Here is a 22,143-nt window from a genome sequence, read left to right as displayed (position 1 = left end):
GCGGGAGGAGGTTTACCTTCGGCCCCGGTCGTGAAACAATTCAATGGGTGATGAATTATGACGGAGAACACGTGCGTGATCGCCGGGGCAGGCCCGGCGGGAGCGACGCTCGCGCTGCTGCTGGCCCGCGCGGGCGTCGAGGTCACACTGCTGGAGAAGCACGGCGACTTCCTGCGGGACTTCCGGGGTGACACCATCCACCCCTCCACCCTGCGGATCCTCGACGAGCTGGGGCTCGCCGAGGAGTTCCACCGGCTGCCGCACCGCAAGGAGCACCGGCTGGTCGTGATGACCGACGACGGCCTGACACCGGTCGCCGACCTGACCCGGCTGCCGGGCAGGTATCGCTACATCGCCTTCGTCCCGCAGTGGGACTTCCTCAACCTGGTCACCGAGGCCGCCGGGCGGTACCCGTCCTTCCGGCTGGTGATGAACGCCGAGGTGACCGGCGTGATCCAGGAGGGCGGCGCGGTACGCGGGATCCGCTACCGCGACGCCGGAGGCGAGCACGAGCTGCGCGCGACGCTCACCGTCGCCGCCGACGGCCGCACCTCCGCCGTGCGCCGGGCCGCCGGACTCGTCCCGAAGGAGTTCGGCGCGCCGATGGACGTGGTGTGGTTCCGGCTGCCGCGCGAGACGTCCGACCTCGACCAGACCTTCCTGCGGCTGTCCAGCGGCCGCATCATGGTGGCGATCGACCGCGGCTCCTACTGGCAGCTCGCCTACGTCATCCCCAAGGGCGGTTTCGACGCCCTGCGGGCCGATGGGATCAAGGCGCTGCGCGAGCAGGTCGCCGGTCTGCTGCCGTTCCTCGCCGGCCGCGTCGGGCTGCTGGACGGCTTCGACGACGTGAGCGTGCTGTCGGTCCGGGTGAACCGGCTGCTCCGCTGGCACCGTCCCGGCCTGCTGGCCATCGGCGACGCCGCGCACGCCATGTCACCGATCTTCGGGGTCGGCATCAACCTGGCCGTGCAGGACGCCGTGGCCGCGGCCAACCTACTGGCCGGGCCCCTCGCCGCCGGGGCCGACATCCCCGAGTCGCTGCTGGCCCGCGTCCAGCGGCGCCGCGTGCCGCCCACGGCGGTCACCCAGCTGGTCCAGCGCGCGGTGCAGGCCGCGCTGATCGGCCCCGCCCTCTCCGGCCGCGTCCGGCCGGCGGGCCTGCCGCGCGACGTCTCCCGCCTCCCGGTGGTCGGCGCCCTCGGCCGCCGCTTCATCGGTTACGGCGTCCTCCCCGAGCACGTGAGGAGCCCGGAGGCGCCCCGTCCCCGGCCGGACTGATCCGGCCTCCCCGGCTTCCCGGGCGGGGTTCTCCCACCCCCGACGTCTCATTTATGACGAAAGCCATCTCATATCTTGGACAAGGGGGTCCGGGAGACGACGCGGTTGCAATAGCCTGGTATGCCGTGAGCATCAACTTCGATTCCTGGCGGCGGCTGCCCGCGGCGCAGCAGCCCGAGTGGCCCGACCGCGACGAGCTGGAGAAGGTCGTCGCCGAGCTCAAGGGGCTGCCGCCCCTGGTGTTCGCCGGCGAGTGCGACAAGCTCAAGGCCGAGCTGGCGGCGGTGGCACGGGGTGAGGCGTTCGTGCTGCAGGGCGGTGACTGCGCCGAGACCTTCGCCGGGGCGACCGCCGACGACGTGCGCAACAAGCTCAAGACTCTGCTGCAGATGGCGATCGTGCTCACCTACGCGGCCAAGGTGCCGGTCGTGAAGATCGGCCGGATGGCCGGCCAGTTCGCCAAGCCGCGGTCCAAGCCGACCGAGGCCCGCGACGGCATCGAGCTGCCCACCTACCGGGGTGACATGGTCAACGGCTTCGACTTCACCCCCGAAGCCCGCGTCCCCGACCCGTGGCGGCTGCTGCGCGCCTACCACTCCTCCGCCGTCACGCTGAACCTCGCCCGCGCCTTCACCCGCGGCGGCTACGCCGACCTGCGCCAGGTGCACGCCTGGAACCAGGACTTCGTGATCGAGTCGCCCGCCGGGAAGCGCTACGAGCAGCTCGCCCGGGGGATCGACCAGGCCCTGGCGTTCATGCGCGCCTGCGGGGCCGACCCGGACGAGTTCCACACCGTGGAGTTCTACTCCTCGCACGAGGCGCTGATCCTCGACTACGACCACGCCCTCACCCGGATCGACTCCCGGACCGGCCTGCCGTACGACGTGTCGGCGCACATGGTCTGGATCGGCGAGCGCACCCGCCAGCTCGACGGCGCGCACGTGGAGTTCTTCTCCCGGATCCGCAACCCGATCGGCGTGAAGCTCGGTCCGACGACCACCCCCGAGGACGCCCTCGCGCTCATCGAGCGGCTGAACCCGGACAACGAGCCGGGCCGCCTGACGTTCATCACCCGGATGGGCGCCGGGAAGATCCGCGACCACCTTCCGTCCCTGGTGGAGAAGGTGACCGCGAGCGGCGCCACGGTGGCGTGGATCTGCGACCCGATGCACGGCAACACCTTCGAGGCGCCCAGCGGCCACAAGACCCGCCGCCTGGACGACGTGCTGAACGAGGTGGCGGGCTTCTTCGAGGTGCACGGCGCACTCGGCACCCACCCCGGCGGCATCCACATCGAGCTCACCGGCGACGACGTCACCGAGTGCGTGGGCGGCGGGCTGGAGATCGTCGAGGACGACCTCGCGCGGCGCTACGAGACGGCGTGCGACCCACGCCTCAACCGTAGCCAGTCGCTGGACCTGGCCTTCCGGGTGGCGGAGCTGTACCGCTCGGCCTGACCCTCCGCGGTTCCCCCCGGCCGTGCCGCCCCGGTCACCCGGCCCTTCCCGGGCGGCACGCGCGGGCCGTACCCCGTGCCGGGAGGCCGCCGGCGAGACATGTGGTCCGCGCCCGGAGGCGGACACGATGAGAGCCCCGCGGCCGTTCACGGCGCGGGGTTCTCGTGGTGCGGGGGTCTCAGCCCTCCTGGACGCCCATCTCCTTGGCCAGCTCGGCCCGGATCGCCTCCATGTCGAGGGCACGGACCTGACCGATCAGGTCTTCGAGGGCCGGCTCCGGCAGCGCCCCGGGCTGGGCGAAGACGACGATGCCGTCGCGGATGGCCATGATCGTCGGAATCGAGGTGATCTCGAAGCCCTGGGCCAGCCCCTGCTGCGCCTCGGTGTCGATCTTGCCGAACTTGATGTCGGTGTGCTTCTCCGACGACTTCTCGAAGATGGGGCCGAACGTGCGGCACGGCCCACACCAGGCCGCCCAGAAGTCCAGCAGGACGATCCCGTCGTCGGCGATCTCGTTGAAGTTCTGGTCGGTTACCTCGATGGTCGCCACCGGTGGCTCCTCTTGTCGTTCACGTCTGTACGGCTCCCATAACCACCTACCCCCCACCGGACATTCCATGGCGGCCACCGACGCGCAGCGCGGTGACCGCGTGCCTGACGCCCGGCTGCTGGAAGGGCATGACCACCAGGGTGCCGTCCCGATGGTGGACGTGGGCGTCCTCGCCCTCCTTCTCGACCCCGTCCGGCAGCTCGGCGACCGGCGTCGCCCTGCCGGTGGCCGTGTCGATCCTCGTCAGCCTGGCCGCGGGCCCGGAGTAGCCGCCCACCTCCAGAACCAGGAGGCCCTTCTCCCCCGCGTCGCCCTCGACGAACGTGATCCTGTTCTGCCCGATGCCCGAGGACTTCCACAGCCGCCTGCCGGTCGCCAGATCGAAGGCCAGGACGTCGTTGCGGCTCTCGGCGAGGCTCTTCCCCCGCACGGGGGCCGCGGCGAGATAGAGCGTGCCGCCTCGCACGGCCGCGCGGAGCTCCTCACGGCCGTGCTCCAGGTACATCGTCCTGTTGAGCCGCAGGAGGTCGACCTCCTCCCCGGTGCCGAACCTGCGCGCCTTTCTGCCCCGGTCCTCCAGCACGAGGATGGACGCCTCGTCCGCGCCGTCCCAGGCGGCGACCACCGGGTCGGCGGAGAGCAGGTGCTCGGGCCCCTCGTGGATGCCCGCGACCCGCTGCCGCCCCGTGACGGCTCCGGTTCTCGCGTCGAGGACCACGATGGCGTCGCCTCCCTCCGTGCAGCTCAGGCTGACGGCCACCTGGGCGGCGGAGGCGAGGGCGTCCCGGGCCGCACACGGTGACGAGATCGCCCGCCGCCACGCCCGCCCGCCGTCGGAGAGCCGGTAGGCCGCCACCTCCTCCCAGGTCCGCACGACCACCAGGTCGCCCGAGAGCAGCAGGGTGGGAGGGAAGATCCCCCTGTCGTTCTTCGCCGGGGGCATCGGCGGGATCGCTGTCTTCCAGGCGATGCGGCCCGTCCCGGCGTCGATGCCCACCAGCCTGTCGCAGACCTTCCCGGTGCCGTGGGCGGCGGCGCCCCTGCCGCCCGAGAGGCCGTGGGTCGCCGCGCACATCTCCCCGCCGGGAGACGGGATGCCCCAAGCCCGCTTGCCGGTCCCCAGGTCGTAGGCGAGCAGGCCGTCCTTCTGCACGCGGACGGCGGCCTTGTCGCTCACCCAGGTGCCGAGGGCGATCGAGGCGTCGGTGCCGATGACCTCGGTGCCCTCCGTGGTGAAGGGGACGCGCCATTCGCCGTCCCCCAGGCCCCCGCTTCCCGATCCGAACCCGCCGGAGACGAGCCAGGCGGTGCCCGCGCCGATGCCGAGCAGCACGACGAGGCCGAGCGCCGCCAGGAGCACGGTCCTGCCCGTCCTCCGCGGGACAGGAGGAGGAACGGGGTGCGCTCCCCGCGGCTGCGGGGCCTGGTACGGCCCGGGGCCCCGCGGTGGGTACGGCGGCGCGCCCTGCGGCGGGTAGGGTCCGGGACCCTCCGGTCCCGGCGGGTACGGCCCGCCCGGCCACGGGTACGGCTGCCCGCCGTACCCGCCCGTCCGTTGCGGCGGGTGCGGCCACCCCGGTGGCGGGGGGTTGCGGTCGTCGGTCATCCTGCTCTCCCCGTCAGCCGAGCCGGCCGCGGACGTAGTCGGCCCACTGCCGCTGGAACCGGTCCTCCTCGACGCCCAGGACCTTCCGCATCGCGTCCTGGGAGCGGCCGTCGCGGTAGGAGGCCGTGACGAACTCGACGAGCCTGCGCTCGCCGTACCTCTCCGCGATCATCCGCGACGCGAGGTGGCCCATCAGGTAGTTCACGCTGGTCATCCCCTTGGCGTCCCAGGAGACGTTGTCCGGGATCCGACCGGTGAACGGCTGGGAGAGCCGCCCGGCGAGGTAGGCGCGGCCCTCGTCGTAGCGGACGTCGGCGGTGATGGGGCTGCCGCGGTTGGCCACGTACTCGGCGAAGCCCTCGACCATCCAGTTGTCGAGCCCGAGGAAACCGGCCTTGCCGCCGTCGAGGCTCGCCAGCGCCGAATGCGTGAACTCGTGGCGGAAGATCTCCCGGATGCCGCCGACGGTCCCGAAGAACGCCGAGGCGGTGTCCACCACGACCCGGCTGCCTCCGATCGGCAGCGCGTCGACGCTGCTCTGCCAGGTGAACATGGGGATGGAGACCCCGGCCTCGTGGGCCTTCTCCTTGCGGAACAGACCGCCGAGCTGTTCCCTGCCCTTGACCAGCGCCGCCACGAAGCCCTTGGGCACATCCCGTCCCCGCCGGCCGTTCTTCGCCAGGAACGCGAGGTCGTCCGCGGCGGCCCGTTCGGCGATCGGGGCGATCCGCCTCGCCTTGGCGGCCAGCGACGGCGGGGCCAGCATGACGACGTGCGGGGTCCTGACCATCGAGACGTCGGACCAGACGTCCCACGGCCCGGGGTAGTAGACGGTCCTGGAAGCACCGCCCACCGGCGCCGGGGCGCCGCCCACCTTGGTGACCACGATCGGGGCGCCGGCGGCCCGCCGGGAGACGGTCCAGCGGTACCACTCGGAGACGGGTTCCAGATCGATCCCCTTGAACCGGTGGACGAAGGCGACATCGAGGTTGAACGTCACGCCCCGGCCGAAGCTGTCCTGTGCACGTCCTTCCTGCGCCAGGGTCCGGTAGGACATCTCGGTGATCGGCAGCTTGCGCAGGTTGTTGAAAAGCCTGGTCTGCTGCTGGACCAGCGCCGTGTTCTCCTGGTCGAAGATCCCGGTGTACGCCTTGAGGTCGCCGTCGTTCAGCGCCGCGGTGTGCCCCTTCAGCAGTGCCTCGACGTCCTGCTTGGTCACCGCCACGGAGGCCGGGTCGGCGGGCGCCGTCTCCTCGGCGGAGGGCCCGGAGCGCTTCCCCGTTCCCAGCACCGTGCCCACCACGATCCCGGCCCCGACCGTCACCAGGACGGCGAGGAGGGCGAGAGCGATCCACAGCCAGGTCCTGCGGCGGCGCGGCGCCGGGAGGCCCGGCGGCTGCTGCCCGCCCGAATACGGCGCGGAGGGCTGCTGCCCGCCCGGCTGCCATTCCAGGGGCCCCTGCCACTGCGGATCCGACTGCGGGCCGGGCTGTCCGTACGGCGGACCGGGCGGAGGGGGTTGCCCGTACGGCGGGCCGGGCTGAACGGGCGGGGGCCGTTCGCCCCACCGGGACGGCGCGGGCCCCTGCGGAGCCTGCGGCACCGGCGCGGGCTGCGGCGCGGCAGGAGAAGGCAACGCGACGGGGGAAGGCGACACGACGGGCGAGGGCTGCTGCGGCTGCTGCGGGACCGGCGGCGCGTCGGGTGCGGGCGACTGCCCGCCAGGCTGCCACTGCGCGGGCCCCTGCCACTGCGGGTGTGGCGGATACTGCTGGTTGCCCGGCCCCGTAGTCACATTCGCCCCATAGACACCAAGAGTTATAGACCGCCCCAAACCATAGCGCCGATCCCGAACCCCAGAACCACGAATCCCCCGTCGCCTCCGCGTGGAGGCGACGGGGGATTTTCACGCGACGCGCAGCGTCACCATGAACCCGCTCGGGGGCGCCGCTTCCTGGGCTGAGGGACGCCGCGAGGGGCGCCGGTGTCTGGACTGAGGAACGCAGGAGCGAAGCGACGAAGTGACGAGGGAAGACACCGGGTCAAGAGCCCCGAGCCGCGACACGCAGCGTCGCAATGAATACAGAACGACGAGGGAAGACACCGGGTAAGAGCCCCCGAGCCGCGACACGAAGTGTCGCCATGAGTAACAGCGTCGCCATGAGTGACAGCTGCTAGGGCTTTCCGCCGGGCAGGTCCAGCCCGATGATCACCGGGTCGTGGTCGGAGGAGCGGAACGCGTCCGGCCGGTAGAGGCTCGGCGGGTTGTACTCCGTGTTGTAGTCGAGCATGCGGCTCTCGTCCGAGTTGATGTGCCAGATCGTCGCGCCGGTGACGCGCTTGAGCAGGCTCTTTCCGGCCAGGGCGTGGTCCAGTTCGCCGAGCTTGCCGCCGTAGAGGTAGCTGTAGCGGTCGGGCGCGGGGATGAGCTTCTTGGTCACGCTGGTCAGACCGCCGGCCTCCAGCGTGTGGATCGGGTCCTCCTCGCCGTAGGAGTTGAGGTCGCCGAGCACCAGCGGGTTGGGCAGGTCGAGGCTGCCGATCAGGGCCAGCGTCGCCTGCGCCTGGCGGATCCGCTCGCCGTTGTAGCAGCCCTGGCCGTCACCGGTGTCGGCGTCGGGCCCGATGGCGTCCTCGTCGCAGCCCTTGGACTTGAAGTGGTTGACGATGAGCGTGAACGGCTGGCCGCCCTGGACCCGGCGGAACGTCTGGATCAGCGGGGGCCGCCGGTAGACGGGGTCGGTGGAGGAGAGCGCGGGACCGACGGGCTTGAGCCTGGCGGGCTTGTAGATCGCCGTCGCGTGGATCAGGTCGGTGCCGGGGGTGGGATTGGCGAGCGCCGCGTAGGTGCCCGCGCCGACCTCGGCGTTGAGCGCGTCGACCAGCGCCTGGACGGCGGTCTGGCCGTTGTTCTGGACCTCCATCAGGCCCACCGCGTCGGCGTCCATCCCCTTGAGGGCGGCGACCAGCTTGGCGAGCTGACGTCGCTGCTCCTCGGCGGTGGTGGCGCCGCGCGACTTCAGGGTGGTGAACCAGTTGAGGGTGTTGAAGCTGGCCACCTTGACGTTCCCGTGGACCGGGGACGGCTTGGCCTGGCGCGGGGCGGCCGGGGCGAACTCGATCGGCGCGGTCGGCTGGAGGCGGTAGACGCCGAAGCCGTAGCCCAGCACTCCGGTGACGCCGGTGGCGGTGTCGCCGAGGCGGACGACCCGGGGGTCGGTGTAGGGGATGACGGCGGGGTTCTCCTTGGTGGAGCCGTCGTCCACGAGCAGGCTGCGGCGGGCGTCGCGGGCGGCGTCCACGCCCCGCCGGTCGGTCGGCTGGAACACCCGGCCGTCGGCGGAGACGGTGACCTCGCCGTATCGGCCCAGGTTGTAGTGGTCGGTGAGGGTCAGCTTGTCCGGGAAGGTGACGAGCACGCTCTCAAGCGGCTCGAAGGTCTTCCCCTCGGGCAGCGGCAGGTGCTGCCCGGCGGGCCGCACGCTGCCGGTGCCGCAGACGTCGACGGCGGTGACCGGTGACAGCTCGGTCCAGCCGTTGTACTCCACGACCTTGCCGGTGACCAGCACCCGGTCGCCGGGCTTGACGTCCTTGAAGGAGTCGCGGGCGTAGGCGTAGAGGCCGTCGGAGGTGGCGGGGTCGTCGTCGGGGGTCGGGTCCTGGAGGAAGAACCCGCCGAGCTGGTCGGCTCGCTGGAAGTCGCCGGTCACGATGCCCTCGACGCGGACGGTCCGCCCGGCCAGCGGGCTGACGTCACCGCTGCCCTGCACCTCGGCGATCTGGTGGGTGGCCGGGGTCTCGCACGGCTCCCCTGTCGGTGTCGGCGTCGGCGAGGAGGTCGGGCTCTGCGACGGGGTCGGGCTCACCGTGGGGCTCGCCGTCGGGGTGGCGGTGGGGTCGGGACCGGGGTCGCCGCAGGGCGCCGGGGTGGTCGCCCGGTTGCGCGGCGCGGGGGCTCCGGTGGCCACGTCGGCGGCGTTGGCGTCGGTGTCGGCGCAGCCGTGGTCGCCGCGCAGGCCGGCGAGCGTGCCGGAGAGGGCGGGGGCCGGGGCGGAGCCCTCGAAGTAGTTGGCGGTGCCGTACCCGACGAGGTCGGCGATCAGCGCCGTCTGCTCGACGGTGCAGGGGGCGGAGCCGCCGTTGCAGGCCAGGCCCTCGGCCGAGCGGACCAGGACGACCTTGCCGGCGCTCGCGCTCAGATTGATGGCGCCGGTGCCGTCGGGGTCGGGCAGCGCGGCGCCGGTGGAACCGCCGGCGAGCCGGATGAGGTGGTACTGACCGGGCGCCAGCGTGCCGGCTAGCGGGACGGGCGAGTTGGCGCCGAAGGTGCCGGTTCCGGTGGCGCTGCCGTACTGCACGGACCAGCCGTCCAGCGGGACGGGCGCGGAGCCGCGGTTGAACAGCTCGACGAAGTCGTTGGCGTACGGCGCGCCGCTGTTGCCGCCACCGCCGTAGACCTGGCTGATGACGACGGTGCCCGGCGCGGCCAGGGCCGGGGCGGTGGTCAGGACCGCCAGACCGGACACGGCGAGGCCGCCGGCCATGAGGGCCGCGGCCACTTTGGTTGAAGGACGCATGACCGGGAGCGTAAAGCCACATGTATCGCTCCACACGTACTTATGAGTAGATAGAAGGTGAAATTACATAATCTCGATACTTTGCGGAGGTTAACCGGCGGCGATCATGGCGCACTTTGCCATAGATCTCGCTTTGGCCCTCTTCATGGGTATGAGTCGGTCATGAGAAGCCTGGACGTGGGCTGGGCCACCTGCGCCGCCCTTCACGGATGCACCGGATCGGCGCGGCAGCCCTACGGGCGCTGCCTGGCCCACCTGGACGCCGACGAGCTGGCCGAGGTCCTCGGCGGCCTCTCCCCCGGCTCCCCCCTCGACCTCCGGGGCACCCGGATCGAACCGGAACTCCTGGAACGGGTCCTGGAGGCCACGCGCGGACGCCCGGGGCGGGCCAGGTTCGACCGGGCGGTCCTCACCGGGGACGCGCGGTTCGGCGGCGTCGTCTTCAGCGGGGACGCCTCCTTCGACCACGCGCGCTTCCACCGCCTCGCCTCCTTCGTGGACGCGCGCTTCACCGGGAACGTCTCCTTCCGCGGGGCCGGATTCGCCAGGGAACTGTCCCTGCACGGCGTCTCCGTCGCCGGGCACGCGGCGTTCGACCGGGTCTCGGCGGGCCGGGACGCGCTGTTCGGCGCCGCCGCCTTCGGGCGCACCGTCTCCTTCGAGGGCGCCGAGTTGCACGGCTTCACCAGCTTCGACGGCGCCAGGTTCGCCGGGGACGCCGTCTTCCGCGGGTGCCGGTTCGACCGGGCGGTGTCGTTCCGCAGGGCGGAGTTCGGCGGGCTGGCCGGGTTCGAGGGGGCACGGTTCCGGGAGGGCGGCTCCCTGACTCCCACCGCCGCCGGTCGCGGCCTGTGCCTCGCCGGGGCGTGGACGGGCGGCGGCCTGGACGTCGCGGCCGCCGGCTGCCGGGTGGACCTGCGGCGCCTGCGGGCGGCCGGGCGGCTGGCCGTACGGCTCGACGGCGCCGAGGCCGACCTAACCGGCGCGACACTGCTCGGCCCGGCCAGGATCGAGGGGCGCGCCCGGCCCGGTGACGGGAACGCGGGAGGCGCCGGGGGCGGCGGGCGGGACGCGACCGCGCGACGGGTGTCCGTGGGATACGGCGCGGCCCGGATGACCTCGCTCCGCGGGCCGGACCGGACGAGGCCGCCGGGTACTCCCACGACCGGCCGGGTGAGCTCGCTGCGCGGGGTGGACGCCGAGGCCCTGGAGCTGGTCCGGGTGGACCTCGGCGCCTGCGGTCTCGCCGGGGTCCGCCGCCCGGAACGGCTCCGGCTCACCGGGTGCGCCTTCACCGGGGCCCCGCGAGGCGCGCGCCTCGCGACGCGCGGGTGGCCGCGCCGGCGCGCGCCGATCTCCGGCCCCGCCCGCGGGATGGCGGGAATGCGCCACGTCGCCGTCGCGGCGTCCGCGCACTGGCTGCTCGGGCCGCGGTGGGCGCTCGGCGGGAACGGCCCGCGGACGAACCGGATCATGGGATGGCTCGCGCTGGTCACCGCCGTCACGGTCGCGAGCCTGCTGGCCGGCATGGTCTCGCATACCGCTCACCGGCCCGTCCCCGCACCTCCCCCAGAAAGACATTCCATGACATTCCAGGGTTACCCCTGATGCGCATCCCCGGATATGGGGCCAGGATGGATCATGTACAGCTATGCCGGTCCCCGCCCGGGGACCGCTTTTTCCGAAGACCACGATGGAGTGAGGATGGCGAACGCCGGAGTCATCGACGACTACGTGACCCGGCTCGGCCGCACCCTCAAGGGTCCGCCCGGCCCCAAGCGGGACATGATCACCGAGGCTCGCGACAGCCTGGTCGACACCGCCGAGGCGCTGGAGGACGGTGGTCTGGACCGGGCCGAGGCCGAGCGGGTCGCGGTCGAGGAGTTCGGCGGGATCGACGAGATCGCCCCGGCCTACCAGGAGCGGCTGGCGGTCTCGGCGGGCCGCAGGCTGGCGGCCCTGCTCTTCGTCAGCGTGCCGCTCACCTGCCTCATGTGGGGCGTGATCTGGAAGTTCTTCCCGGGCGACCCGGCCGGCTACGTCTCCAGACCGGGATGGTTCGGGCCGGTCGCCCGCGCCGTGGACCTCATCCAGGTGTTCGTCGGCCTGCTCGGCGGGGTCGCGCTGTTCGCGCTCGGCCGGGGGCTGCGCAGGCTCCGCCGGCCGCGGTTCGTCATCAGGTCGCTCGCCGCGCTGGTCTGGGTCATGCTGCCGACGGTCGGCGTCCTGTCGCTGGCACTGACGTACGGCTCGCACAACGCGGGCGGCTTCCCCGTCTACGGAACGGCCGCCGCGCTGGTGAGCGACGCGCTGTCGCTCGTACAGCTGTACGGTGCGGTGCGATGCATGAGGGTCACCCGGCGCCGGCTCGCCATCGCCTGACCCCGCGCACCCGTTCACGACCCGCCCGCCCGCATACACGCTCGGCCGGCCACGGCCCGCCCGCGTGCCCGGTCCCGCGCTGACCGCACGCCTGGAGCGCCGGTCGTGTCCGTCCTCGGTTCTCTGCGCCGAACGCTCTCCGCCCTGAACGCGCTCCGCTCCGAACGCTCCCCCGGTATAGACCAGTTGGCGTGGCCGTCCCGCCTCGTTGTGAATTTGATATTTGCTGGTATAGACCGGCCCCCCGGTTCCGGTTTACCTTGGCGGAGCCGTACACGAGGGGCGCCTGCCCGTTCCTCACTGCCGGTACGGACCAGCCCCCCAATCCCAAGGTGGTAACCGAATGAACAAGAGGATCATCGGCGTGGCCGGCGCCGGCGTGGCCGCCGTGCTGGCCCTGTCGGCCTGCGGCTCGGGCGGCGGCGAGAGCGGCGGCGGGGAGAAGGCGGCCGACGGCTCGGTGACGCTGAAGCTCGTCGCCGCCGACTACGGCGGCGGTCCCAGCGCGCCGGACAGCGGCGACAAGTTCTGGAAGGGCGTCGTCGACGAGTTCCAGGCCGCCAACCCCAAGATCAAGGTCGACGTCCAGGTCATCAACTGGAACGACATCGACAAGCAGGTCGCGACCATGGTGCAGAACGGGCAGGTGCCCGACATCCTGCAGACCGGTGACTACTCCGGCTTCGTCAAGGACGGCCTGCTGTACAAGACCGACGAGATCCTCTCCTCCCAGACGCAATCCGACCTGCTCGCGAAGTTCGCCGAGTACGGCAAGGTGGACGGCACCGCCTACGGCATCCCGTTCGTCTCCTCCGCCCGCGCCCTGTTCTACAACAAGGCCCTCTTCACCAAGGCCGGGATCTCCGAGCCGCCCAAGACCTGGGACGAGCTCAAGGCCGACGCCGAGAAGCTGAAGAAGGCCGGGGTGTCCCAGCCGTTCGGCCTGCCGCTCGGTCAGGAGGAGGCTCAGGCCGAGTCGTTCCTGTGGTTCATGGGCAACGGCGGCGGCTACAAGGACGCCTCCGGCAAGTGGACGGTGAACTCGCCGCAGAACGTCGAGGCGTTCACCTTCCTCAAGGGCATGGTCGACGCCGGTCTCACCACCCCCAACCCCGGCACCAAGGACCGCAAGAAGGTCTGGGAGGACTTCGCCGCGGGCAAGGTCGGCATGGTCAACGGCGGCCCCATGTCCATCCCGATCTTCGAGAAGGGCGGCCTGACCGACTTCGGCGTGGCCCCGATCGCCGGCAAGACCGGTCCGCTGGACACCACCCTCGGCGTCATGGACTGGATCATGGCCTTCAACAAGAACGGCCACAAGGAGGAGATCAAGAAGTTCTTCGACTTCTTCTACTCCTCCTCGGCCGTGCAGAAGATCAGCGACACCTACAAGCTGCTGCCGGTGACCACGTCGGGCATTGAGAAGCTCTCCTCCGACGAGAAGCTCAAGCCGTTCCTCGACGCGCTGCCCAACGCCACCTTCTACCCGTTCACCGACCCCAAGTGGTCCGAGGTGAACACGCAGATGAAGCAGACCGTCGGCAACGCCGTCACCGGTGACCCGGCCCAGGTGCTCGGCGCGGTCCAGAAGGTCGCCGACGCCGGCTAGTTGTGCTGATGATGCTCGCGCCCCTCGTGAAAGACGGGCCGGCGAGGGGCGCGTCGGTGCCTGGACTGACGAGCGCCGGGAGCGCAGCGACCAGAGCGAGGAGGGAAGGCACCGACCCTCAAGCGCCCCAAGCCGCGGCGCGCAGCGCCGCCATCGACACGGCGAGGGGCGCGTCGGTGCCTGGACTGACGAGCGCCGGGAGCGCAGCGACCAGAGCGAGGAGGGAAGGCACCGACCCTCAAGCGCCCCAAGCCGCGGCGCGCAGCGCCGCCATCGACACAGCGAGCCCGCCCCCTGTTAGAGAGCGAAATTATGCAGCAGACGTCCACCCTGAAACGGGTGATCCGTGCGCTCGGTCCGCTGCCCTGGATCGGCCCGGCGGTGGTGCTGATCGGCGTGGTGGTCGTGTGGCCGGTGGTCACGATGATCCAGTCATCGTTCCTGAAGATCAGCCGGTTCGGCGTGACCCAGGGTTCCAACGGGCTGGACAACTACACCAAGCTGTTCGACGAGCCCGACTTCGGCGGAGTGATGTTCCGGAGCCTGGTGTGGGTGGTGGCGGTGGTCACCCTCACGGTCCTGATCTCGCTCGCCCTGGCCCAGTTGTTCAACCAGCGCTTCCCCGGCCGCCGCATCGCCCGCTGGGCGATGATCGCGCCCTGGGCCGCGTCGGTGCTGATGACCGCGATCATCTTCAAGTGGATGCTCGACCCCGAGGTCGGCCTGATCAACATGATCCTGCGCGATCTCGGGCTGCTCGACGCGCTGGGCGGCGTGGAGGCCGACCCGCTCGGGCGGGCCTCGACGGCGATGCCGTGGCTGGTGGCCGTGGCGGTGTTCGTGTCGCTGCCGTTCACCACCTACGCGTTGCTGGCCGGGCTGGCCACGATTCCGGGCGACGTCTACGAGGCGGCGCGGATGGACGGCGCGTCGCGGTTGCGGACCTACTGGTCGATCACGCTGCCGCTGCTGCGGCCGGCGCTGACCGTGGCGGCGCTCATCAACGTGATGAACGTCTTCAACAGCTTCCCGATCATCTGGGCGATGACCCACGGCCAGCCGGGCTACTCGACGGCCACGTCCACGATCTTCATGTACATCCTCAAGGGGACCGACATCGGCGAGTCGGCCGCCATGTCCGTGGTGAACTTCGGCATGGTGATCGTCCTGGTGGCGATCTTCCTCAGGGTCAGCAAGTGGAAGACCGAGGTGTCCTGACATGTCCGCCATCGAGGCCGCACGTCCGGCGGCGGGGGCTCCGCGTTCCAGGGAGATTCGATGACCGCCACCGAAACCGCGCGCCCGGCGGCGGGCGCGACCGCCCGCCGTACCGCGTCCCCGGCCCCCGCACGACGGCTTCCGAGGATCAGGACGGTGCTCGTCGCGGCGACGGCGTACCTGGTCGCGTTCATATTCCTCTTCCCCTACCTGGAGATGGTGCTCACGGCGCTGCGGCCGCAGGAGGAGCTGCTCAAGGCGTCCTATCTGCCGACCGTCTTCGCCTGGGAGAACTTCACCGCCTTCTGGTCCGGCGGGCTGGCGGGCAACCTGCTGGTCACGCTGCAGGTCGCCGCGGGCTCGACGGTCCTGGTGCTGCTGGTGGCGCTGCCCGCGGCCTACTACACCGCCCGGCACGCCTTCCGGGGCCGTACGGCGTTCCTGGTGCTGGTGCTGATCACCCAGATGTTCCAGCCGACCGCGCTGCTGGTCGGCATCTACCGGGAGTTCTTCCAGTTCGGCATGGTCGACTCGATCTGGTCGCTGATCCTGGTCAACGGAGGCTTCAACCTCGCCTTCGCGGTGTGGATCCTCAACGCCTACTTCTCGTCGATCCCACGTGAGCTGGAGGAGGCGGCGTTCATCGACGGCAACGGCCGGTTCGGCGCGCTGTTCCGGGTCACGCTGCCGCTCGCGGCGCCCGGCGTGGTCACCGCGCTGATCTTCACGTTCATCGCCGCCTGGAACGAGTTCGTGGTCGCCCTGACGCTGACCACCACGCCGGAGCGGCAGCCGCTGACCGTGGCGCTCAACTCGTTCATCGGCCAGTACGAGGTGGACTGGCAGAACCTGTTCGCCGGATCGGTGATCGCGACGATCCCGGTCATCATCCTGTTCGCGCTGATCGAGCGGAAGGTGGTGGGCGGTCTCACGGCCGGGTCCATCAAGTGACGCCGTCCCGGCACCGGGACAGGGCCTGGGACATCGGGACGGAAGGCCCCGCCGGCGGAGCGGTTGGCCGGGCTCGGCCGGGGTGCGGCTCGCGGCCGGGCCCGGCTCACGCTCCACCGATCGCTTCGGGGCCGAGCAGCGCCTTGAGGTCACCGTAGAACGCCGGGCCGGGCGTGATCTGGAAGGGTTCGAGGTTCATCAGGACGCTCTTGGTACCGGAACGACGCAGGAGCATGTGAACCGGGGTCCGGCCGGGGTGGGCGGTCAGGATGTGTCTGAGCTCCCGGACGAGGCTCAGGTCCACCCGGCTCTCGTGAATCGAGATCACCACCGGGGATCCGATGTCGTTCCGGGAGAGGTCGATCAGGGTGATCTCCTCGGCGTAGACGCTCGTCGTCTCTTCGCGGGTGTTGATACGGCCCCGTACGGAGACGACGCGGTCCTCTGCCAGGGTTCCGCCGTACAGGGTGTAGGTCTTGGGGAAGACGAGGCACTCCACCGCGGCGTCGTGGTCTTCGAGGGTGACGATCGCCCAGGGGTTTCCCTGTTTGGTCACCTTGCGCTGCAGACCCGAGATGATCCCGGCCACCCGCACCGGTCCGTCCGCCCGGCCGGAGGCCAGGAGGCCGGCGATCGTGGTGTCACGATGGGTCTCCAGGATCCGTTCGGTCCCGTCCAGGGGGTGGGAGGAGACGTACAGGCCGAGCATCTCCCGTTCGAAGGTCAGCAGTGTGCCCCGGTCCCACTCCTCGGCGGGTATCGCGGCCGAGAACGCCCCGCCGGAGCCGTCGCCGGGCGCGTCGAAGACACCGAAGAGGGAGTCCTGCCCCTGGGCCTGACGGCGTTTGACGTCGATGACCGCGTCGACGGCCTGCTCGTGGACCATGACGAGGGCCTTGCGCCGGTGGCCGAGACCGTCGAACGCGCCGGCCTTGGCCAGCGACTCGATGACGCGCTTGTTGCAGACGACCGGCGGCACCTTGTCCAGGAAGTCGTTGAAGTCGGCGTAGGCGCCCTTCTCCCGGCGGGCTCCGACGATCGCCTCGACGACGTTCGCGCCGACGTTGCGGATCGCGCCGAGCCCGAAGCGGATGTCCCGGCCGACGGCGGTGAAGTCCAGCTCGCTGTCGTTGACGTCCGGGGGCAGCACCTTGATGCCGAGGCGGCGGCAGTCCGAGAGGTAGACCGCCATCCTGTCCTTGTCGTCACCGACCGAGGTGAGCAGCGCGGCGAGGTATTCGGCGGGATGGTTGGCCTTGAGGTAGGCCGTCCAGTAGGACACGACGCCGTATCCGGCGGTGTGGGACTTGTTGAAACCGTAGCCGGAGAAGGGGACGAGGACGTCCCAGACGGCCTTGACCGCCTCGTCGGAGAAACCACGCTCCCCCATGCCGGCGGAGAACTTGCCCCACTCGGCGTCCAGGACCTCCTTCTTCTTCTTGCCCATCGCGCGGCGCAGCATGTCGGCGCCGCCGAGAGAGTACCCGGCGAGCCGCTGGGCGATCGCCATGACCTGCTCCTGGAAGACCACCAGGTGGTAGGTGTCGCCCAGGATCGGCTCCAGCGCCTCTTCGAGCTCCGGGTGGATCGGCTCGACCTTCTGCCTGCCGGTCTTGCGCAGCGCGTAGTTGGTGTGGGCGTTCATCTCCATCGGCCCCGGCCGGTACAGGGCGTTGACCGCGGCGATGTCGGTGAACACCGTCGGCTGCATCAGCCGCAGCAGGACCCGCATACCGCCGCTGTCGAGCTGGAACACCCCGAGCGTGTCACCGCGCGCCAGCAACTCGTAGGTCTTCCGGTCGTCGAAGGGGACCTCGCGGATGTCGATCTCGATGCCCTTGTTGGCCTTGACGCCCGCGATCGCGTCGTTGATGACGGTGAGGTTGCGCAGCCCGAGGAAGTCCATTTTGAGCAGGCCCATCTCCTCGGCCTGCGTGAAGGGGAAGGCGGTGATGACCGGGCCGTCCTGCTTCGGCTTCACCAGGGGAAGCACGTCGATCAGCGGCTCGGACGACAGGATCACACCGGCGGCGTGGACACCGGTGCCGCGGGTCAGGCCCTCCACCCCCATGGCGGTGTCGATGATCTGCTTGACGTCGGGCTCCTCGGCGTACATCCTGCGCAGTTCGGCGGCCTCGCCGTGGCGGGGGTGGCTCTCGTCGCCGATGGCCGCCAGCGGGATCTCCCTGCCGCCGACGGCGGCGGGGAATGCCTTGGTGATACGCTCGCCGAGCGCGTACGGGTGGCCCAGGACCCGGCAGGCGTCCTTCACGGCGGCTTTCGCCTTGATCGTGCCGAAGGTGACGATCTGGCACACCCGATCGTCTCCGTACTTCTCGGTGACGTAGTTGATCATTTCGTCCCGGCGACGGTCGTCGAAGTCCAGGTCGACGTCGGGCATCGTGATGCGCTCGGGGTTGAGGAAGCGTTCGAAGATCAGCTTGTGCTCGATCGGGTCGAGTTCGGTGATGCCCGTGCAGTAGGCGACCATCGAACCGGTCGCCGAACCCCGGCCCGGGCCGAGGCCGATGCCGTTCGCGCGGGCGTGGCGGCAGATGTCGGCGACCACGAGGAAGTAACCGGGGAAGCCCATGTCGTCGATCACCGACAGCTCATGGTCCAGGCGGTCCAGGGCCTCCCGCGGCGGTTCCCCCCTGTAGCGGCGCCGCGCACCCTCCAGCGCCTCCTCGCGCAGCCAGGAGGACTCGGTCTCGCCGTCGGGGACGGGGAACTTCGGCATCAGGTCCCGATGGGCGAACACGTCGCCGTAGTCACCGACGCGTTCGGCGACGAGGAGCGTGTTGTCGCACGCGCCCGGGACCTCCGCGTCCCACAGCGCCCGCATCCGCTCGGCGGTCTTGATGAAGTAGCCGCTTCCGGAGAACCGGAATCGGTTGTGGTCGGCGAGTCGCTTGCCGGTGCCGATGCACAGGAGCGCATCATGCGCCCCGGCCTGGTCCTCGGTCACGTAGTGGGAGTCGTTGGTGGCCAGGGGCGGCAGGCCCAGTTCCCTGCCCAGCCGGAGCAGGTCGTCACGGACGCGGCGTTCGACGGCGATGCCGTGGTCCATCAGCTCCAGGAAGTAGTTCTCCCTGCCGAAGAGGTCGCGGTATCCGGCGGCGGTCTCGACGGCCTTGTCGTACTGGCCCAGCCGCAGCCGCGTCTGCACCGCGCCGGAGGGGCAGCCGGTCGTGGCGATGATGCCCCCGCCGTACTCGGCGAGCAGTTCGTCGTCCATCCGGGGGTACTTCTGCACGTGGCCTTCGAGCCAGGCCCGGGACTGGAGGCGGAACAGGTTCCGCAGCCCTCCGGCGTCGGCGGCCCACATCGTCATGTGGGTGTAGAGACCGCGGCCCGAGACGTCGCCGCCTTCGCCGGTGGCGTCGTCGGACCTGCGCAGCGCGAGATCGTCGCTCCAGTACACCGCCTCCTTGCGGAGCCGGGAGGCGGGTGCGACGTACGCCTCGATGCCGATGACCGGCTTGACGCCCGCCTTGTTCGCCGAGCGGTGGAACTCGTACGCGCCGTGCACGTTGCCGTGGTCGCTCATCGCCACGGCCGGCATCCCCTGCCGGGACACCTCCCGCATCAACAGGTCGATCTTGGCCGCGCCGTCGAGCATGCTGTACTCGGTGTGCACGTGGAGATGCACGAAGGAACGCACCGACATCCACATCCCCTGGTTGTAGATTCATCCGCGAGCCTGAGCATTCGACCTGAGAGTTGATGGAGTTGTCCAACAACCGGCACGCCGAGGAATCACAACCATCTGGTGTACATGAAGGTGAGGGGGATCTTGATATCGCCGCGGTCCGCGCCTTCTTCGCCGTCACCGAGGACCGGTATTTCAGCGAGGCCGCGGCCAGGCTGGGAATCAGCCAGCAGGCCGTCTCCAAGCGCATCGCCAGGCTCGAGTCCGACCTCGGCATGCGACTGCTGTCCCGTTCGCGTACGGGAGCGGAGCTCACCGAGGACGGCAAGGCGTTCCTCCCCCATGCGCGCGCCCTCGTCAACGCCGCCGACCAGGCGCTCGCCATGCTGCGCGACCGACGACGCGCGCTGCGGATCGATGTGCTGGACACCCGGACGGCGGCCATCGACCTGGTCCAGGGGTTCTACGAAGCCACCGGGAGGGGAACGGACATCGAAATCGTCGGCTCGGAAGGACTCAGGTCCGCACGCGGCACGCTTGCCCGCGGAACCGTCGACGCGGCCTTCTGCCGCGTCAGCGGAACGGTGGAGGGCCTCACCTGCGTACCGGCCTACCTGGAACCGGCGCACCTGCTGGTCGGCCGCGACCACCCCCTCGCCGGCCGGCGGCGGGTGGAGACGGCGCGACTGGCCGGATCCACCGTGTGGATGCCGGGCAACGCGGCCGGAAGCGAATGGGCCGAGTACCACTGCCATCTCGGCGCCGCCTTCGACATCGGCATCGACACCTCCGGCCCCGACTTCGGCTATGAGCACTTCGTGTCCGAGGTCGGCGCCGGCCGGCGGATGAGCCTCGTCGGAGAGAGGTCACGCCTCCCCTGGCACCCGGACACCGTCCGGATCCCCCTCGTCGGCCCCGTCCCCGTCTACCCGTGGTCGCTGCTCCACCATCCCCGGAACCGGCACCCGGCGCTGCGGCTGCTCATCCGCCACGTCACGGGCGGCTATCGGCCGTTCGACCCGCGCAGCCAATGGCTCCCGGACCCCGACCGCGCTCTCTTCACCCCGGGCCCCAGGAGTCGTTAGACGCCTGCCGAGTCCGAACGTCCTCCGGGGAGGCACGGCGGGTCAGCGGGTGGTGCGAGGCTCCAGGACGCTGCCGATGGCTCCGGTGAACTCGCGCCAGGCGGAGCGCTCCCCGGCCAGGGCGGTGCGGCCGGAGGAGGTCAGCCGGTAGGTGCGCCGTTTGCGCCCGCCCACCACGGCCCATTCGCTGGCGAGGTATCCCGCCTGCTCCAGGCGGCGCAGCGCCGGGTAGACGGTGCCGGTCGGCACGCTGAGCGCGCCCCCGCTGCGCTCCTGGAGCGCCTCGATGATCGCGTAACCGTGCAGGGGCTCGTTCTCCAGCACCGACAGCAGCAGGGCGTCCATGTGCCCGCGGAGCGCGTCGGTGTTCACACCGCCTCCCCGGTCGTCTCCGCGGTAGGACGCGCGGGACGGGCGGAGGACGCGGGACGCGAGGGAGGCACGGCCCTCGCGCCGTCGCTCTTGTCGGCTCGCTCGCTCACCCTCGTCACCCTACCTCTCGAATAGGCATCCTACATGTAGGCGTGCTACATGTAGAGTGCCTATAGGTAGACAGACACAACAAGAGATGTGACGGAGGTGAGATCGTGGACGTGCTCGACCTGGCCCGGACCCAGTTCGCCGTGACGGGAAGCCTGCACTTCCTGTTCGTCGTGCTGACCCTCGGCCTGGCCCCCCTGGTCGCGATCACGCACACGCGGTACGCGCTGACCGGCAGGCCGCTCCACGAGCGCCGGACCCGGTTCTGGGGCCAGATCTACGTGATCAACTACGCCCTGGGGATCTTCACCGGGCTGGTGATGGAGTTCCAGTTCGGCCTGAGCTGGAGCGGCCTGTCGCACTACGCGGGCGACGTCTTCGGCGCGCCGCTGGCCATCGAGACGCTCGGCGCGTTCTTCCTGGAGTCCACGTTCCTGGGCCTGTGGATCTTCGGCTGGCACCGGCTGCCGAAGTGGCTCCACGTGGCCTGCATCTGGCTGGTGACGCTGACCGCCTACGCCTCCGCGCTGTGGATCATGGCGGCCAACTCGTTCCTGCAGAACCCGGCCGGCGCCGTGGAGCGGGGCGGCCGGCTGGTGCTGACCGACTTCGGGGCGCTGCTGACCAACCCGGCGCTGGCCATGTCCCTGCCCCACGTCATCGGCGCGTCCCTGTGGACCGGCGGCTTCGTGGTGATGGGCGCCAGCGCCTACCACCTGTACCGGCGCGACGGCGACCGGGAGTTCTTCACCGGTCCGCTCCGGCTCGGCGTGATCGTCGCGTCCGTCGGCTCGCTGATCACGGTCGGATTCGGTTACGCCCAGTTCGGCATGCTCGGCCAGTACCAGCCGGGCAAGTTCAGCGCCGAGCCGCTGGCCGGGGCCGGGCTCGGCCTGATGATCCTCATCGGCCAGACGCTCCAGCTCCTGCTCGCGTTCGTGCTGCTGCCCGCCGTGTACTGGCTGCCGCGCTGGCGGTGGGCGCAGCCCCTGCTGATGATGATGACCCCGCTGCCGTTCGTCGCCGCGATCTGCGGCTGGCTGGCCCGCGAGGTCGGCCGTCAGCCCTGGCTGATCAACAAGAAGCTGACCGTCGCGGACGCCATGTCCCCGGGCCTCACCTCCGGCATGGTCACCGCCTCGCTCATCGGGTTCGCCGGCGTGCTGGGCCTGCTGGCCGTCGCCGACTACCTCCTGATCGCCCGCGCCGTACGGCGCGGCCCCTCCTCCGTCGCCCTCGGCGCCCCCGGCCCGGCCGATCCGGCCGAGCGCGAGCCCGCGCTGAGCCTCTGACCC

General features: G+C 70.8%; 15 protein-coding genes. 9 read left to right on the top strand and 6 right to left on the bottom strand.

Features of this window, described 5'->3' with window-relative positions; genetic code table 11:
* The first annotated feature begins 57 nt into the window (after positions 1-57).
* Positions 58-1,281: an FAD-dependent oxidoreductase gene (locus tag ACZ6W9_RS14190; protein WP_470118030.1), complete on the top strand. Its 1,224-nt coding sequence runs from the start codon at positions 58-60 to the stop codon at positions 1,279-1,281.
* A gap of 125 nt (positions 1,282-1,406) precedes the next feature.
* Entirely contained in the window at positions 1,407-2,738 is a 1,332-nt protein-coding gene (locus ACZ6W9_RS14185) for a class II 3-deoxy-7-phosphoheptulonate synthase (RefSeq protein WP_362944268.1), read from the top strand.
* Between the two features lie 178 nt (positions 2,739-2,916).
* On the opposite strand, the gene trxA is transcribed toward ACZ6W9_RS14185, so the two are convergent.
* From trxA to ACZ6W9_RS14165, 4 genes are all read right to left on the bottom strand, one after another.
* Positions 2,917-3,288, bottom strand: a complete 372-nt coding sequence (gene trxA / locus ACZ6W9_RS14180) for a thioredoxin (RefSeq protein WP_389962988.1) — start codon at positions 3,286-3,288, stop codon at positions 2,917-2,919.
* Between the two features lie 46 nt (positions 3,289-3,334).
* Positions 3,335-4,648, bottom strand: coding sequence for an outer membrane protein assembly factor BamB family protein (locus ACZ6W9_RS14175; protein ID WP_389962985.1), 1,314 nt, complete (start codon positions 4,646-4,648; stop codon positions 3,335-3,337).
* A 259-nt stretch (positions 4,649-4,907) separates the two neighbouring features.
* Entirely contained in the window at positions 4,908-6,689 is a 1,782-nt protein-coding gene (locus tag ACZ6W9_RS14170; protein WP_470118027.1) for a hypothetical protein, read from the bottom strand.
* 379 nt (positions 6,690-7,068) lie between these two features.
* Positions 7,069-9,471, bottom strand: a complete 2,403-nt coding sequence (locus ACZ6W9_RS14165) for an ExeM/NucH family extracellular endonuclease (RefSeq protein ID WP_389962979.1) — start codon at positions 9,469-9,471, stop codon at positions 7,069-7,071.
* Between the two features lie 162 nt (positions 9,472-9,633).
* On the opposite strand from ACZ6W9_RS14165, the gene ACZ6W9_RS14160 reads away from it, so the two are divergent.
* The 5 genes from ACZ6W9_RS14160 to ACZ6W9_RS14140 all read left to right on the top strand — a co-directional run bounded on the left by ACZ6W9_RS14160 (position 9,634) and on the right by ACZ6W9_RS14140 (position 15,631).
* The gene (locus ACZ6W9_RS14160) at positions 9,634-11,079 is read left to right on the top strand and encodes a pentapeptide repeat-containing protein (RefSeq protein ID WP_470118025.1); all 1,446 of its coding nucleotides are present in this window, start codon (positions 9,634-9,636) and stop codon (positions 11,077-11,079) included.
* Between the two features lie 96 nt (positions 11,080-11,175).
* Positions 11,176-11,853, top strand: coding sequence for a permease prefix domain 1-containing protein (locus tag ACZ6W9_RS14155; RefSeq protein ID WP_389962974.1), 678 nt, complete (start codon positions 11,176-11,178; stop codon positions 11,851-11,853).
* A 343-nt stretch (positions 11,854-12,196) separates the two neighbouring features.
* Positions 12,197-13,462: an extracellular solute-binding protein gene (locus ACZ6W9_RS14150; RefSeq protein WP_389962971.1), complete on the top strand. Its 1,266-nt coding sequence runs from the start codon at positions 12,197-12,199 to the stop codon at positions 13,460-13,462.
* A gap of 312 nt (positions 13,463-13,774) precedes the next feature.
* Positions 13,775-14,680: a carbohydrate ABC transporter permease gene (locus ACZ6W9_RS14145; protein ID WP_389962967.1), complete on the top strand. Its 906-nt coding sequence runs from the start codon at positions 13,775-13,777 to the stop codon at positions 14,678-14,680.
* 60 nt (positions 14,681-14,740) lie between these two features.
* Positions 14,741-15,631 (top strand): carbohydrate ABC transporter permease, encoded by an 891-nt coding sequence (locus ACZ6W9_RS14140; RefSeq protein WP_389962964.1) that lies wholly within the window; start codon positions 14,741-14,743, stop codon positions 15,629-15,631.
* A gap of 106 nt (positions 15,632-15,737) precedes the next feature.
* Here ACZ6W9_RS14140 and dnaE read toward each other — a convergent pair whose 3' ends face one another.
* Positions 15,738-19,301, bottom strand: coding sequence for a DNA polymerase III subunit alpha (dnaE, locus tag ACZ6W9_RS14135; protein ID WP_470118021.1), 3,564 nt, complete (start codon positions 19,299-19,301; stop codon positions 15,738-15,740).
* Between the two features lie 56 nt (positions 19,302-19,357).
* Between dnaE and ACZ6W9_RS14130 the strand changes: the two genes are divergently transcribed.
* The gene (locus ACZ6W9_RS14130) at positions 19,358-20,368 is read left to right on the top strand and encodes a LysR family transcriptional regulator (RefSeq protein WP_470118019.1); all 1,011 of its coding nucleotides are present in this window, start codon (positions 19,358-19,360) and stop codon (positions 20,366-20,368) included.
* 42 nt (positions 20,369-20,410) lie between these two features.
* On the opposite strand, the gene ACZ6W9_RS14125 is transcribed toward ACZ6W9_RS14130, so the two are convergent.
* Positions 20,411-20,740 (bottom strand): PadR family transcriptional regulator, encoded by a 330-nt coding sequence (locus ACZ6W9_RS14125; protein WP_362938080.1) that lies wholly within the window; start codon positions 20,738-20,740, stop codon positions 20,411-20,413.
* Between the two features lie 215 nt (positions 20,741-20,955).
* On the opposite strand from ACZ6W9_RS14125, the gene ACZ6W9_RS14120 reads away from it, so the two are divergent.
* The gene (locus tag ACZ6W9_RS14120; RefSeq protein WP_389962953.1) at positions 20,956-22,140 is read left to right on the top strand and encodes a cytochrome ubiquinol oxidase subunit I; all 1,185 of its coding nucleotides are present in this window, start codon (positions 20,956-20,958) and stop codon (positions 22,138-22,140) included.
* The last annotated feature ends 3 nt before the right edge of the window (positions 22,141-22,143 follow it).

The sequence above is a fragment of the Streptosporangium sp. NPDC053982 genome (genome assembly GCF_055585205.1).
The sequence above is the reverse complement of the archived record's forward strand: the minus strand, read 5'-3'. Positions and strand labels throughout refer to the sequence as shown.